Here is a 15067-nt window from a genome sequence, read left to right as displayed (position 1 = left end):
CTGGGGCCGCGATGCGGCCCATTCGCGGGACAAGCCCGCTCCCACACGTTCACCGCTGATTTCAGAATCGCGGAGTACCTGTGGGAGCGGGCTTGTCCCGCGAATGGGCCCAAGAAAATCCAACAGGGGGAGCACATGCGCTGGGGCACCTACTTCGCCGTACTGGCATCCGTACTCAGCGTCGGCCTTGCGCTCGGCGTGAGCATGCCGCTGGTCTCCCTGCGCCTGGAGGCCTGGGGCTACGGCAGTTTCGCCATCGGCGTAATGGCAGCGATGCCCGCCTTGGGCGTACTGCTGGGTGCCAGCCTGGCCAGCCGCCTGGCCGGTTGGGTCGGCGTGCCTTCGGCCATGCGCCTGTGCCTCTGGGGCGGCGCGCTGTCGATTGGCCTGGTCGCGGTGCTGCCCAGCTACCCGCTGTGGCTGGCCCTGCGCCTGCTGATCGGCATGTCCCTGACCGTGGTGTTCATCCTCGGCGAAAGCTGGATCAACCAATTGGTGGTCGAGCAATGGCGTGGCCGCCTGGTGGCGCTGTATGGCAGCAGCTATGCGTTGAGCCAACTGGCCGGGCCGCTGGTGCTGGGCTTTCTCGGTTCGGACGACGACTTTGGGTTCTGGGCCGCGACCGGCTTGCTGTTGCTGGCACCGCTGGTGCTGTTGGGCCGCGGCGGGGCGCCGACCACTGAAGCCTACAGCGTCACCTTCCGCGACCTGGTCGCTTTCTGTCGCCGCCTGCCGGTGATCGCTTGGGCAATCGCCCTGTTTGCCTCGTTCGAGGCGATGATCCTGACCTTGTTGCCGGTCTACAGCCTGCAGCAAGGGTTCACCACCGAGGTTGCCTTGTTCATGGTGAGCACGGTGGTGGTGGGCGATGCAGTGCTGCAGTTGCCGATCGGCGCGCTGGCTGACCACATGTCGCGGCGCACCCTGTTCACCGGTTGTGCGGTGACCTTGATGTGCTCCAGCCTGGCGATTCCGTTGCTGCTGCACACGCCGGTAATCTGGCCGCTGTGGGTGCTGTTCGGGGCCAGTGCTGGGGGGTTGTTCACCCTGTCGCTGGTGCTGATCGGCGAGCGTTATCGGGATGATGCGCTGGTACGTGCCAATGCCCATGTGGCGCAGCTGTGGGGCATCGGTTGCCTGCTCGGGCCGCTGTTGGCTGGGGCGGGTAGCCAGTGGATCAGCGGGCATGCGTTGCCGTTGTTGATGGCTATTGGGGCCGCAGGGCTGGTGGTGTTGACCCGTCGGCGCGGTGCCTTCGAACCTGCGCCTGCCTGATGTTCTTTGGAAGCTTTGCGGCCCTTTCGCAGCACAAGGCTGCTCCTACAGGAATAGCGGTGCTCTGTAGGAGCAGCCTTGTGCTGCGAATGGGGCGCAAAGCGCCCCCCCGCAATCGGAACTACAGCATCTTCTCCAGGCCAACCGCCTTGCTGATCCAGGCATTGAAGCGCCGCCAGAGCCCGCCGGGCTCTGCTTTCAGCGTGTGCAGCTGGCCATTGTCCTCGGTCACCCAGACCAGCTTGTCATTGGCCAGCCTCACCTGATAACTCAGCGCGGGCGCCATGCCCTGCACGGCCAGCTCGCGGGTGTATTCGGCCAGCTCCGGGCTGTCCACCAGTACCCCGACCTCGGTATTCCACAGCACCGAACGCGGGTCGAAATTGAACGAGCCGATGAACGTCTTGCGCCGGTCGAAGACGATCGCCTTGCTGTGCAGGCTCGAATCGGAGCTGCCACGGAAGCTCAGGCGCCCGGCGCTGGGGTCGCCCGGCTGGCGGCGCAGCTCGAACAGTTGCACGCCATGTTCGAGCAGCGCACGGCGGTAGGGCGCATAGCCGCCATGCACCGCTGGCACATCGGTGGCTTCCAGCGAATTGGTCAGCAGCCGGACCGACGCCCCGGCATCGGCACGGCCGGTCAGGTACAGCAACCCCGGCTCGCCCGGCACGAAGTACGCCGATACCAGGATCAGCTCCTTGTGCACGTTGGCCAGGTCCGGCGCCAACTGCTGGCTCAGCAGCAGGTGCGGGTCGGGCTCGTCATCGGCTAGCACCTTGCTCGGCGCGTCCCACAGCACTTGGCTGTGGGCCCAGATCAGCTCGTTGCGCCAGATATCCAGGCGCGGCTGCGACTGGTACGCCATCAACCGGTCATACAAGGCCTTGCGCCGCGTCCGCGCCTCGGCCAGGGAAACCTCCAGGCGGTGCCGGCTGGCGCGCAGGTCGTCGGCATCCGGCAGGCGCCAGAGGAAATCGCCGATCGGCCGGCTCAGGGCGCTGTTCCAGTACTGGTCGAAACTGTGGCCAAGTTGTTCGGCCACCGGGCCTACGCCCAGCAAGTCGATGTCGGTGAAGTTGAGGTTGGGCTCGGCATCGAAGTACTCGTCACCCAGGTTGCGCCCGCCGACGATGGCCATGCTGTTGTCCACCAGGAACAGCTTGTTGTGCATGCGCCGGTGCTGGCGCGACAGGTTGAACAGGCGGCCTACGGCCCGCGTGGCGCCGGTGCTGCGCCCCAGGTGCAGCGGGTTGAAGACGCGGATCTGGATATTCGGGTGGGCATCGAGGGTGCCCATGATGGTGTCCAGGCCATCGCTGGTGGTGTCGTCCAGCAGAATGCGCACGCGCACGCCACGGTCGGCGGCACGCAGCAGCTCATGCACCAGCGCGCGGGTGCTGAGGCCGTCGTGGACGATGTAGTACTGCAGGTCGATGCTGGCCTGGGCGTTGCGGATCAGCTCGGCGCGCGCGCGAAACGCCTCGTTGCTGTTGGGCAACAGGCGAAAGCCCGAGCGCCCCTCATAAGGTGCCGCCTGGCGCAGCACCGAGCGGCCGAAGGCGGAATCGTTGGCCGGCAGCGCCTGGCTGACTTCGCGAGGGGCGCCGACGCTGGCACAGCCTGCAAGGCCGAGCAGTAGCGTCAGCAGAAGCGGCAGAGCTTGCTGCAATCTCAAGGTAAGCGCGTCCTGTACAGCAAAAGCTTAAGGGGTTGGACCGTGGAGGGCGGCGCAAAGTTACGCGCAGGCGTCGTCCTGATCCAGTAGACGAAGGGCGGTTTCACCCACGTTGCGCACGGCGGCCTCGATTGCCGGCGTAGGTTGGGCGGCGAAGTTCATGCGCAGGCAGTGACGGAACTTGCCCGAGGCCGAGAAAATGCTGCCCACGGCAACCTGCACCCCCTGCTCCAGTAAAGCGCGGTTCAGCCGCAGTGTGTCGAAATGTTCGGGCAGTTCGACCCACAGCATGAAGCCCCCCTGGGGCCGGCTGACCCGGGTGCCCGGTGGGAAGTAACGGGTGACCCAGTCGCTCATCACGTCGCGGCTGCGTTGGTATTGGCTGCGCATGCGGCGCACGTGGGGCTGGTAATGGCCGGCCTTGATGAAGTCGGCAATGGCCAGTTGCGGCTGGCTGGCGGTGCTGCCGGTGCTGATGTACTTCATGTGCAGCACCCGCTCCAGGTAACGCCCCGGCGCGACCCAGCCGATGCGCAGGCCGGGGGCCAAGGTCTTGGAGAACGAGCTGCACAGCAACACGCGGCCGTCGTCGTCGAACGACTTGAGGGTGCGCGGGCGTGGGTAGGTGTAGGCCAGGTCGCCGTACACATCGTCTTCCAGAATGGCCACGTCATAGCGCTGGGCCAGGCTCAGCAACGCCTTCTTGCGCGCCTCGGGCATGATGTAGCCGAGCGGGTTGTTGCAGCTCGGGGTGATCTGGATGAGCTTGATCGGCCACTGCTCCAGGGCCAGCTCCAGCGCTTCGAGGCTGATGCCGGTGACCGGGTCGGTGGGGATCTCCAGTGCCTTCATGCCCAGGCCCTTGAGGGTTTGCATGGCGCCATGGAAGCTGGGCGAGTCGACCGCGACGATATCGCCCGGCTCGCACACCGCGCGAATGCTGCAGGACAGCGCCTCATGGCAGCCGGTGGTCACCACCAGGTCGGCCGGGCCCAGGCGGCAGCCGGAGTCCAGCATCAAGCGGGCGATCTGCTCGCGCAGGGCCAGGTTGCCATGGATGTTGTCGTAATACAGGCCAGGCATGTCCTGGCGCCGGCTCAGTTGGGCGAGGCTGCGCAACAGCGGCTTGAGGGTCGGGCTGTTGACGTCGGGCATGCCTCGGCCCAGTTGCATCACGTCCTGGCGAGGGGTACTGCGGACCAGCTCCAGCACCTGTTCCCACTGGGAAATGTCCACAGGGCGCTGGGCCGGGCGGCTGACGGCGGGCAGGGCAGGGAGGTGGCGGTGTTCGCTGACAAAGTAGCCCGACTTGGGCCGCGGCGAGACCATGCCGCTGTCTTCGAGCATGCGGTAGGCCTGCTGCACGGTGCTCAGGCTGACGCCGTGTTCCATGCTGAGGGCGCGCACCGAAGGCAGGCGCTGGCCGGGGCGATACAGGCCTTGCTCGATACGGGCGCCGAGCAGCTCGGCGAGGTTGAGGTAGAGCGTCACGGCATACTCCAGCGTCGCCTGCGGATAGCGACCAGTACAGTTGCGCTGAAAATACAGCATTCACGCGTCGATTCGCCAATTCTGTATGGGAATAATAAGCCGCTAGTGGATCTGTATTGTCACCATTACCAACGCGCATGCTTGCTCCACGGTATCAACTGAACGGGAGAACGCAGTGATGGGTGGCATGAGCGATGTGCGCTTGCAACTGATGGCCAAGGACCTGGAAGCCGGGCAGCGGGCCAAGGTCTTCAATGCGCCAGCGGGCCTGAGCCGTTGGGGGCTGATGGTGCATCGCTGGCATACCCGCAGGGCGCTGTTGCAACTGAAAGACGATGAGTTGCGCGATGTCGGGCTGAGCTGGGAGCAGGCCCGTACAGAAGGGCGCAAACCCTTCTGGAAGGCATAAACGGCTCAATTTGTAGGCACGGCAGCATTCAGACCAGCTCTTTCAGCCGGTGCCAGAGCATCCCCAGTGCCAACAGCGGCGAGCGCAGGTGCTTGCCGCCCGGGAAGGTGATGTGCGGCACCTTGGCGAACAGGTCGAAGCGCCCGCTTTGCTGGCCGCTGATGGCCTCGCCCAGCAGGCGTGCGGCCAGGTGGGTAGCGTTGAGCCCATGGCCAGAGTACGCCTGGGCGTAATAGACATTCGGCTGGCTGGCCAAACGGCCGATCTGCGGCAGGCGGTTGGCGCCGATGCCGATCATGCCGCCCCATTGGAACTCGATGCGCACATCGGCCAGGTGCGGGAAAACCTTGAGCATTTTCGGCCGCATGTAGGCGGCGATGTCTTGCGGGTCGCGGCCGGAATAGTGGCAGGCACCGCCGAACAGCAGCCGGTGGTCCGCAGACAGGCGATAGTAGTCCAGCGCTACACGCTGGTCGCACACGGCCATGTTCTGTGGCAGCAGTGTGCGCGCGCGTTCCTCGCCCAGTGGCTCGGTGGCAATGATGTAGCTGCCGGCGGGCAGCACCTTGCCGCCCAGCTCGCGGTTGAGGTCGTTGTGGTAGGCATTGCAGCACAGCACCAGCGTCTTGGCGCGGACCCGGCCCTGAGCGGTGTGCACCTTGACCTCTGGGCCATACTCGATGCGGGTGACTTCCGACTGCTCATACAGGCGCACGCCCAGGCGGCTGGCTACGGCCGCCTCGCCAAGGGCCAGGTTGAGCGGGTGCAGGTGGCCCGAGCCCATGTCGATCAGGCCGCCGACATAGCACTCGGCGCCGACCACGCTGTGGATATCGTCTTTGCCGACCAGGCGCAGCTCATGCTCGTAGCCCAAGCTGCGCAGTGCTTCAGCCTCTTCGGCAAAGCCCAGCAGCTCAGCAGGTTTATTGGCCAGGTCGCAGTAGCCCCAGGTCAGGTCGCAGGCGATGGCGTGGCGCTCGACCCGCTCGCGGACGATCTGCACGGCTTCCAGGCCCATCAGCTTCATGCTACGCACGCCTTCTTCGCCGATCACTGGAAGGAACTGGTCCAGGCCATGTCCAACCCCGCGGATGAGTTGCCCGCCGTTGCGCCCGCTGGCGCCCCAGCCGAGCTTGCGGGCTTCCAGCAGGATCACCGAGAGGCCACGGTCGGCCAGTTCGATGGCGGTGTTCAGGCCTGAATAGCCGCCGCCGACGATGCACACGTCGGCGTTGTGCTCGCCTTGCAGGAAAGCGTGGTCGGGGTGGGGCGCGCTGCTGGCGGCGTAATAGGAGGCGGCGTGCTGCGCGCTATGGATCATGGGGCAGGTCCTGGGCAGGAAAACAGAAGGGGGGAGGATAAGCTGGGGTTTTGTGGTGGGGCAACTGGCCCAATCGCCGGCAAGCCGGCTCCCACCGGGGCTGCACTGCCCCTGAGATAAGCGGTGTACTGGTGGGAGCCGGCTTGCCGGCGATTGGCCCTATAATTCGACCTCGACCCTCATTGTGTACCCGCCATGTCCTGCAACCGCCACAAGATCCACTTCCTGCGCGAGCTCATCCCCTCATTCGAGTGCGAGCCCGGTTGCCACGATTGCTGCGGCCCGGTCACCACGTCCACCGAAGAAATGGCCCGCCTGCCGCGCAAGACCGAGGCGGAGCAGGCCGCTGCGCTGGAGCACTTGGACTGCGTGCACCTGGGCCCCAATGGTTGCACGGTGTATGAAGAGCGGCCGATGATCTGCCGCCTGTTCGGCACCACCCCGCGCATGGCCTGCCCACGCGGTCGCGGCCCGGAACAGATGATCGAGCCCGAGGCCGAGCAGCTCGTTCACCAGTTCATCGCCACCACCCGCCAAGTGCTGGTCTAGCCTCAGTCCGGAATCGGCAGGCAGAGGCTCTCTTTCACTTCCTCCATCACGATGTAGCTCTTCGACTCGCGCACGTGCGGCAGCTTCAGCAGGATGTCGCCCAGCAGCTTGCGGTACGAGGCCATTTCCGAGATGCGCGCTTTCACCAGGTAGTCGAAGTCGCCTGAGACCAGGTGGCACTCCAGCACATGGGGCAGCTTGAGCACGGCGCGGCGGAACTCCTCGAAGGTGTCGCCAGACTTGTAGTCCAGGCTGATTTCGACGAACACCAGCAAGCTGCCCTTCAGGTGCTGCGGGTTGAGCCGGGCGTTGTAGCCCATGATGATGCCCTCGCGCTCCAGGCGGCGGACGCGCTCGGTGCACGGGGTGGTGGAAAGCCCAACTTTCTCGCCCAGTTCGGTGAAGGAAATACGGCCGTCATTCTGCAGGATCCGCAGTATGTTGCGGTCGATCTTGTCCAGTTCACGCTTGCTCTGGTGCTGGGTTCTCATAGGGGATGCCCCTCCGTGAAAGGCAATATTGCCGAGAATTCTCGCCAAATATAGGCTTTTATATAGTGAATTGCACTGGTCTGTAATTTTTATACTGCGCGCATCCATGCCATTTCAACAAAAGACTGCGGTGCGCCGCGTGCGAGGGATCAACAATGCGAGTTCTGGTACTTGGTAGCGGTGTCATCGGAACCGCCAGTGCCTATTATCTGGCCCGGCAAGGTTTTGAAGTGACGGTGGTCGACCGCCAGCCAGCGGCGGCCATGGAAACCAGCTTCGCCAACGCAGGCCAGATCTCGCCCGGCTATGCCTCACCCTGGGCTGCCCCGGGTGTGCCGCTCAAAGCCATCAAGTGGCTGCTCGAACGCCATGCGCCACTGGCCATCAAGCTCACCGGCGACGTTGACCAGTACCTGTGGATGGCACAGATGCTGCGCAACTGCACCGCCAGCCGCTATGCGGTGAACAAGGAGCGCATGGTGCGCCTGTCCGAGTACAGCCGCGACTGCCTCGACGAGCTGCGCGCCGAAACCGGCATCGCCTACGAAAGCCGCACCTTGGGCACTACCCAGTTGTTCCGCACCCAGGCTCAGGTCGATGCCGCAGCCAAGGACATCGCTGTGCTCGAACAGTCCGGCGTGCCGTATGAACTGCTCGACCGCGATGGCATTGCCCGCGTCGAACCGGCCCTGGCCGGGGTTAAAGACATCCTCGCCGGTGCACTGCGCCTGCCCAACGACCAGACCGGCGATTGCCAGCTGTTCACCACCAAGCTCGCCGACATGGCGCAGAAGCTGGGTGTGGAGTTCCGCTTCGGCCAGGACATTCAGCGCCTGGACTTTGCCGGTGACCGCATCAACGGTGTATGGATCGACGGCAAGCTGGAAACCGCCGACCGCTACGTGTTGGCCCTGGGCAGCTACTCTCCGCAGATGCTCAAGCCACTGGGCATCAAGGCGCCGGTCTACCCGCTCAAGGGTTACTCGCTGACCGTGCCGATCACCAACGCCGAGATGGCGCCGACGTCGACCATTCTCGACGAGACCTACAAGGTTGCCATCACCCGTTTCGACAACCGCATCCGCGTTGGCGGCATGGCTGAGATCGCCGGTTTTGACCTGTCGCTCAACCCGCGTCGGCGCGAAACGCTGGAGATGATCGTCAACGACCTTTATCCTCGCGGCGGTGACCTGAGCCAAGCCAGTTTCTGGACTGGCCTGCGCCCGGCCACCCCGGACGGTACGCCGATCGTGGGTGCCACAGCGTTCCGTAACCTGTTCCTCAACACAGGCCACGGCACCTTGGGCTGGACCATGGCGTGCGGCTCCGGTCGCCTGCTGGCGGACCTGATTGCACGTAAAAAGCCGCAGATCAGTGCCGAAGGGCTGGATATTTCTCGGTATGGCAACAGCCGGGAAGTGGCCAAGCACGGGCAGACCGCGCCCGTTCACCAGCAATAAGTTCACCTGTACCGGCCTCTTCGCGGGCAAGCCCGCTCCCACAGGGACCGCACAGCTATCGAACACTGTGCAGTACCTGTGGCTCACACAAGGTCAGCACAGCTATTGAACACTGTGCAGTACCTGTGGGAGCGGGCTTGCCCGCGAAGAAGCAGACACTGTTTTTAAACTGAACCACCATAAGGCATGCCGCCATGCGTCCCGCCCGCGCCCTGATCGACCTCCAGGCCCTGCGCCACAACTACCGCCTCGCCCGTGAACTGACCGGCGCCAAAGCCCTTGCCGTGATCAAGGCCGATGCCTACGGCCATGGCGCGGTGCGTTGCGCCCTGGCGCTGGAAGCCGAAGCCGACGGCTTTGCCGTGGCCTGCATCGAAGAAGCACTGGAGCTGCGCACCGCGGGTATCAAAGCCCCCGTTTTGCTGCTCGAAGGTTTTTTCGAGGCCAGCGAGCTGGCGCTGATCGCCGAGCACGACCTGTGGTGCGTGGTGCATTCGCTGTGGCAACTCGAAGCGATCGAAAAGACCCAGGTGCACAAGCCACTGACGATCTGGCTGAAGCTCGACAGCGGCATGCACCGCGTAGGCCTGCACCCCAAGGATTACCACGAGGCGTATCAGCGCCTGCTGGCCAGCGGCAAGGTGGCGCGCATCGTACTGATGAGCCATTTCGCCCGTGCCGACGAACTGGACGCCGACGCCACCGCCGAGCAGATCGCGGTGTTCGAGGCTGCGCGTCAGGGCCTGGCCGCCGAGTGCAGCCTGCGTAACTCGCCCGGGGTGTTGGCGTGGCCACAGGCTGGCGGCGACTGGGTACGCCCAGGCCTCATGCTGTATGGCGCCACCCCCTTCGAAGTCGCCCAGGCCGAGGCGCAACGCCTGCAACCGGTGATGACCTTGCAGTCGCGCGTCATCAGCGTGCGCGAACTGCCCGCCGGTGAGCCGGTTGGCTACGGCGCCAAGTTCACCAGCCCGCGGCCGACCCGTGTCGGCGTGGTCGCGATGGGCTACGCCGATGGCTACCCGCGCCAAGCCCCCAATGGCACCCCGGTGATGGTCGCCGGCAAGCGCGCCCAGCTGATCGGCCGGGTCTCGATGGACATGCTCTGCATCGACCTGACCGATGTGCCAGAAGCTAACGTCGGCAGCCCGGTAGAGCTGTGGGGCAAGCAGGTGCTGGCCAGCGAAGTGGCTGCGCAGGCCGGCACCATCCCCTACCAGATCTTCTGCAACCTGAAGCGGGTGCCGAAAGACTACTGCGGTGAGTAAGTGCGACGAATGAGACGCTGAAGCGGACAGCTTGAGGGGTGGTGTGTTGTAAATACTGAACGGCATTGCCATGATATCGTTCACATCCACCCCTATTTCTACCCGTTTCAGGAGGCTCCAGCTTTGGACGTCGGCGAACGACTGCAAGCCATCCGCAAGCTCAAGGGCCTGTCACAACGTGAACTCGCCAAGCGCGCGGGCGTAACCAACAGCACCATCTCGATGATCGAGAAAAACAGCGTCAGCCCTTCGATCAGTTCGCTGCGCAAGGTGTTGAGCGGCATTCCGATGTCGATGGTCGAATTCTTTTCGGTCGAACTGGCTGTCGAGAGCCCGACGCAGATCGTCTACAAGGCCGATGAGCTGATCGATATCTCGGACGGCGCGGTGACCATGAAACTGGTGGGCAAGTCGCACCCCAACCGGGCCATCGCATTTCTCACCGAGGTCTACCCACCGGGTGCCGACACCGGCGCCGAAATGCTCACCCACGACGGCGAAGAGACCGGCATCCTGCTCGAAGGCCGGCTTGAACTGGTGGTCGGCAACGAAGTGTTCATCCTCGAAGAAGGCGACAGTTACTACTTCGAAAGCACCCGTCCGCACCGCTTTCGCAACCCCTTCGCCGAGCCGGCCCGGCTGATCAGCGCGGCGACGCCTTCAAACTTTTGATCCAGCGCAGTGCATTGATTCGGCAATACCCCTTTCCTGTGTAGGGTCGTTTCACGGTCTCTGGGTTCCCGCTATACTTTTCAACGCTCGCCGACCCGTGGCCGCGAGCGTGATTAGCCACCATGAGGGTGTACGCGTGAACCAAATCAAGAAGATGCTGGCCGTACCAGCAGCCGTATTCGCCCTCTGGGCAATGAGCGCAACCGCTGCGACCAACGACGACATCGCCAAGCGGCTAGAGCCGGTTGGCCAGGTGTGCGTCCAAGGCCAGGAGTGCAAGGGCATGGAAGTGGCCGCGGCGGCAGGCGGCGGCGGTGCCAAGACGCCAGACGACATCATCGCCAAGCATTGCAATGCCTGCCATGGCACCGGCTTGCTCGGCGCGCCGAAAATCGGCGATACCGCGGCGTGGAAAGAACGCGCCGACCACCAGGGCGGCCTGGATGGCATCCTGGCCAAGGCCATTACCGGCATCAACGCCATGCCGCCTAAAGGCACGTGCGCGGATTGCTCGGATGATGACCTGAAAGGGGCGATCAAGAAGATGTCGGGGTTGTGAGTAACAGCTGAATTGCACGAGGCCCGCCGTTGATGGCGGGCTTTGTTTTTGTGCTGGCTGTGCCGGCCCTTTCGCGGGTAAACCCGCTCCCACAGATACAGCACTGGGCTCAAAGACTTTGAAATCCCTGTGGGACCGGCTTTAGCCGAGAAAGGGCCGGCACAGTCAATCAAGCCAATTCCTGAATCCATGGAAGACTCAGTAACCGTCAATAATTCAGCATCGGCCTCATGCATAACTAGCATTTCTATCAGTTTTGTTTTTCGGGGTTTTGGAAAATACTCAAGCTTCTGGCTGCGATGGTAGGTAGTTAACAATGGGTTTTGGAATAGCGGATAATAACTGTCTGCAGCCGAATGCAGCCAGCCGAACACAGCCACAAATGCCAATCCCCGGTAGTGCTCGCGGGAATCTGGGCTATTCACCTTATGGCTATCACTCGCCCTTCCAGACCTTGCTCGGATTTAATGGTGACCGACCGGATCCTGCTACCGGTTGTTACCCACTGGGCAATGGTCGTCGATCATTCAGCACATCATTGATGCGATTCATTAGCCCGGACAGCATGAGTCCCTTTGCAGCGGGCGGGTTGAATCCATATGCGTACTGCCTTGGAGATCCCCTAAACCGACAGGACCCAAGTGGTAATAGTTCGGTTTTCAAGCCGCTCGTTGATCTGTACAGACGTCCCTTCCCCAAAAAGCATAATTTGCCTGCTACCGTATACGAGTCCATTCCCGTGGAATACGAAAAGCATTTCGTTAGTTATCGTGATATCCCTAATAAATACAATATGAAAATTGTCGAGCAAGCCGATGGCGTGCCTTTTGACTATGAATTGATTGGCTTTCATGGTAGTCAGGAGATGTATACGCAGTCGTTGGAGGCAGGAGTAGATGCAAATCGCTTGAAACGCACCCTTCTCGGCAGAGGGCTTTATGGCTCGACAAGTTACATGCACGCCAATAAATATGCTGGAAAGGATGGGCGAATTTTCGGGGTATATGGTAGAGATGTTGAGCGCTGGAGAGCGGGTGTGCAATTTGATCGTCCGAGTCCTGACATTCTGCTAATTAGGCCCCCTACGTTCAGTAATATTATTGTGCGGACAGAGATCAGAATGCCGCTTAGACTCCTTCACCCGCTCATCGGTGACTCATTCTGATTGCCAAGTTTAATCATTCTGACCTTGAAACCTCTGTGGTACATAGAAATGCAACGTTGGTGAGGGGACGCCTCGCCCAGAGGGGCCCAGGCAACCAACCCACATGAATACGTGTCCAACCCCTGAACCCATGGAAGACTCAGGAGGCCAAGATGCACCTCTGCGCCATCGATCAGGCTGTCGAGCAGGTCTTGTCACGCCTGCCGGCCCATATCCACATGGGCCTGCCACTGGGCCTTGGCAAACCTAACGCCTTCGTCAACGCCCTGTACGCCCGGGTGCGCGACCTGCCCGAACGTCGCCTGACGATCTACACCGCCCTCAGCCTCGGTCGCCCGCCACTGGGTGATGGCCTGCAGCGGCGTTTTCTCGAGCCCTTCGTCGAGCGTGTCTTTGCCGACTACGAAGAACTCACTTACCTCGCCGACCTGCGCAACGACCAACTGCCACCGAACATCCGCGTCGAGCAGTTCTTCATGCAGCCCGGCAGCCTGCTGCACAGCGAGACTGCCCAGCAGGACTACATCAGCAGCAATTACAGCCACGCTGCCCGCGACATCAACGCCAAGGGCCTGAACCTGATTGCCCAGCTGGTGGCTGCCACGCCCGAAAAGCCCGTGCACCTGAGCCTGGCCTGCAACCCCGACATCACCCTCGACCTGCTGCCGATAATCGCCAAGCGCCGCGCGGCCGGCGAGACCATTCTCATGCTCGGGCAGGTTCATGCCGAACTGCCCTACATGCCGGGTGATGCGGAGCTAAGCATCGACGCCTTCGACCTGCTGATTGACGAGGTGGAGCAACGTCGGCTGTTCTCCACGCCAAACATGCCGGTCAACACCCAGGACCATTGCATTGGCTTGCACGCCTGCACGCTGGTGCGCGATGGCGGCACGCTACAGATCGGCATTGGCGCCATGGGCGATGCCGTGGCCGCGGCGTTGCTGGCCAGGCAGGGCGACAACGCCGGCTACCGGGCCTTGATGGATGAACTGGATGTCGGCCCGTGGCAGGCCCTGATCGAGCGCGAAGGGGGGCTGGATGCCTTCGCCCAAGGCCTCTACGGTTGCAGCGAGATGTTCGTCAATGGCCTGCTGGCGCTGGCCGAGGCAGGCGTGGTGCGGCGCCCGGCGGACGAGCAGGGCGTGCTGGTGCATGGCGGGTTTTTCCTTGGCCCGCGGGTGTTCTACCAACGCTTGCGGGAAATGCCGCTGGAGCAGCGCGCACGCTTTGCCATGACGCGGATCAGCTACATCAACGAGCTGTATGGCCAAGAGGAACTGAAACGCCGCCAACGTCGGGATGCCCGCTTCATCAATACCGTGTTCACCATGACCTTGCTCGGCGCGGGGGTTGCCGACCAGTTGGAGGATGGCCGTGTGCTCAGCGGCGTGGGCGGGCAGTACAACTTCGTCGCCCAAGGCCACGCGCTGGAGGGTGGGCGCTCGATTTTGCTGCTGCGCAGTTGGCGTGAGGCGGGTGGGCAGGTGACGTCCAACCTGCTCTGGCAGTACGGCCACTGCACCATTCCCCGGCATTTGCGTGACATCGTGGTAACCGAGTACGGCATCGCCGATTTGCGTGGGCAGACTGACAGTGAGGTGATTGCGCGGCTGCTGGCGGTCAGTGACTCACGCTTCCAGGGCGAGCTGATGGCGCAGGCCAAGAAGGCCGGCAAGCTGGCCAAGGATTTCGAGCTGGAAGCCCGCTTCACTGACAATACGCCGGAGCGGCTCGAGGCCATCCGGGCACGGCATGCAGGGTTGTTTCCGGAGTATCCGCTGGGGACAGATTTCACGGCTGAGGAGCGGGACTTGCTGCGGGCGCTGAACTGGTTGAAGAGCAAGTTCAGGCTGAGCGAAGCGCTGGAGCTGGGCAAGGCCGCGCTGGATGCGCCGGGGCCGGAGGGGTATGGGGGCCAGCTGGTGCGAATGGGGTTGGATGATCCCCAGGGGCTAAAGGACGAGATTTATCAGCGGTTGTTGCTGGCGGGGTTGGCGGCGACTGGGTGATAGCGGGGGCTGCTGCGCAGCCCATCGCGGCGCAAGGCCGCTCCCACAGGGGGCTGCATTAACCCATGTGGGAGCGGCCTTGCGCCGCGATGGGCCGCAAAGCGGCCCCAATGGCCATCACTCGATGAAGCTGACCACACCGCCTTCCAGCGACTTCACCCGGGCCAGCGATTCAACGCGGTAGCCCTGGCTGTCCAGCTCGGCACGGCCGCCCTGGAACGACTTCTCGATGACGATACCCAGGCCGGCCACGGTGGCGCCGGCCTGCTTGATGATCGAGATCAGTGCCTGCGACGCCTTGCCGTTGGCCAGGAAGTCGTCGATCACCAGCACGCGGTCGCTGCTGTTGAGGTGGCGCGGCGAGATGGCCACGGTGTTCTCGGTCTGCTTGGTGAAGGAGTACACCGAGGCAGTCAGCAGGTTCTCGGTCAGGGTCAGCGACTGGTGCTTGCGCGCAAAGATCACCGGCACGCCCAGCTTCAGGCCAGTCATCACCGCCGGGGCGATGCCCGAGGCTTCGATGGTGACGATCTTGGTCACGCCGGCGTCGGCGAACAGGCGGGCGAACTCGTCACCGATCAACTGCATCAGCGCAGGGTCGATCTGGTGGTTGAGAAACGCGTCGACTTTAAGAACCTGATCGGAAAGCACGATGCCTTCTTCGCGAATCTTCTGATGCAGTGCTTCCACTGTGGTTTTCCTCGATGTAGCAAAGGTGGC

The 15067-nt window shown here is 63.1% G+C and carries 14 protein-coding genes and 1 pseudogene; 10 read left to right on the top strand and 5 right to left on the bottom strand.

From position 1 onward, the window contains the following. Window positions 1-135: 135 nt before the first annotated feature. A complete protein-coding gene (locus AC5PZ0_RS06550) occupies window positions 136-1275 on the top strand; it encodes an MFS transporter (protein WP_238210126.1) in 1140 nt (379 codons plus the stop codon). Window positions 1276-1396: 121 nt separating this feature from the next. Here AC5PZ0_RS06550 and AC5PZ0_RS06545 read toward each other — a convergent pair whose 3' ends face one another. Together AC5PZ0_RS06545 and AC5PZ0_RS06540 are read right to left on the bottom strand one after the other, a co-directional pair. Beyond that, window positions 1397-2950, bottom strand: a complete 1554-nt coding sequence (locus tag AC5PZ0_RS06545) for a phospholipase D family protein (RefSeq protein WP_265970271.1) — start codon at window positions 2948-2950, stop codon at window positions 1397-1399. A gap of 60 nt (window positions 2951-3010) precedes the next feature. Then, on the bottom strand, window positions 3011-4441 hold the full coding sequence (locus AC5PZ0_RS06540) for an aminotransferase-like domain-containing protein (protein ID WP_177323868.1): 1431 nt from the start codon (window positions 4439-4441) through the stop codon (window positions 3011-3013). 178 nt (window positions 4442-4619) lie between these two features. Between AC5PZ0_RS06540 and AC5PZ0_RS06535 the strand changes: the two genes are divergently transcribed. Next, window positions 4620-4850 carry a DUF1127 domain-containing protein gene (locus AC5PZ0_RS06535; protein WP_493854564.1) on the top strand — a complete coding sequence of 77 codons (231 nt, stop codon included), beginning with the start codon at window positions 4620-4622 and terminating at the stop codon, window positions 4848-4850. A 28-nt stretch (window positions 4851-4878) separates the two neighbouring features. On the opposite strand, the gene AC5PZ0_RS06530 is transcribed toward AC5PZ0_RS06535, so the two are convergent. Beyond that, the gene (locus AC5PZ0_RS06530) at window positions 4879-6171 is read right to left on the bottom strand and encodes an NAD(P)/FAD-dependent oxidoreductase (RefSeq protein WP_493854563.1); all 1293 of its coding nucleotides are present in this window, start codon (window positions 6169-6171) and stop codon (window positions 4879-4881) included. 195 nt (window positions 6172-6366) lie between these two features. Between AC5PZ0_RS06530 and AC5PZ0_RS06525 the strand changes: the two genes are divergently transcribed. Then, window positions 6367-6720, top strand: a complete 354-nt coding sequence (locus AC5PZ0_RS06525; protein ID WP_027592171.1) for a YkgJ family cysteine cluster protein — start codon at window positions 6367-6369, stop codon at window positions 6718-6720. Between the two features lie 2 nt (window positions 6721-6722). On the opposite strand, the gene dadR is transcribed toward AC5PZ0_RS06525, so the two are convergent. Continuing rightward, a complete protein-coding gene (gene dadR, locus AC5PZ0_RS06520; protein WP_003258963.1) occupies window positions 6723-7211 on the bottom strand; it encodes a transcriptional regulator DadR in 489 nt (162 codons plus the stop codon). Between the two features lie 155 nt (window positions 7212-7366). On the opposite strand from dadR, the gene dadA reads away from it, so the two are divergent. From dadA to AC5PZ0_RS06485, 7 genes and pseudogenes are all read left to right on the top strand, one after another. Further along, window positions 7367-8671 carry a D-amino acid dehydrogenase gene (gene dadA, locus AC5PZ0_RS06515; protein WP_186681483.1) on the top strand — a complete coding sequence of 435 codons (1305 nt, stop codon included), beginning with the start codon at window positions 7367-7369 and terminating at the stop codon, window positions 8669-8671. 194 nt (window positions 8672-8865) lie between these two features. Next, window positions 8866-9939 carry an alanine racemase gene (gene alr / locus AC5PZ0_RS06510; RefSeq protein ID WP_493854562.1) on the top strand — a complete coding sequence of 358 codons (1074 nt, stop codon included), beginning with the start codon at window positions 8866-8868 and terminating at the stop codon, window positions 9937-9939. A gap of 123 nt (window positions 9940-10062) precedes the next feature. Further along, window positions 10063-10611: a cupin domain-containing protein gene (locus AC5PZ0_RS06505; protein ID WP_099430791.1), complete on the top strand. Its 549-nt coding sequence runs from the start codon at window positions 10063-10065 to the stop codon at window positions 10609-10611. Window positions 10612-10765: 154 nt separating this feature from the next. After that, window positions 10766-11170 (top strand): c-type cytochrome, encoded by a 405-nt coding sequence (locus tag AC5PZ0_RS06500; protein ID WP_033693936.1) that lies wholly within the window; start codon window positions 10766-10768, stop codon window positions 11168-11170. Between the two features lie 316 nt (window positions 11171-11486). After that, a pseudogene (locus AC5PZ0_RS06495) lies at window positions 11487-11804 on the top strand (RHS repeat-associated core domain-containing protein); the annotation flags it as partial. Between the two features lie 105 nt (window positions 11805-11909). Beyond that, a complete protein-coding gene (locus AC5PZ0_RS06490) occupies window positions 11910-12335 on the top strand; it encodes a hypothetical protein (RefSeq protein ID WP_493854623.1) in 426 nt (141 codons plus the stop codon). 152 nt (window positions 12336-12487) lie between these two features. Beyond that, complete coding sequence (locus tag AC5PZ0_RS06485) at window positions 12488-14347, top strand: acetyl-CoA hydrolase/transferase C-terminal domain-containing protein (protein ID WP_493854561.1); 1860 nt, start codon at window positions 12488-12490, stop codon at window positions 14345-14347. 117 nt (window positions 14348-14464) lie between these two features. Here the strand turns inward: AC5PZ0_RS06485 and AC5PZ0_RS06480 are convergent, their stop codons facing one another. Further along, window positions 14465-15037: a xanthine phosphoribosyltransferase gene (locus AC5PZ0_RS06480; RefSeq protein ID WP_003253535.1), complete on the bottom strand. Its 573-nt coding sequence runs from the start codon at window positions 15035-15037 to the stop codon at window positions 14465-14467. Window positions 15038-15067: the final 30 nt, after the last annotated feature.

The sequence above is a fragment of the Pseudomonas sp. 5.2 genome (genome assembly GCF_059025405.1).
Note: the sequence above shows the minus strand (reverse complement) of the source record. Positions and strands in the feature narration are given on the sequence as shown.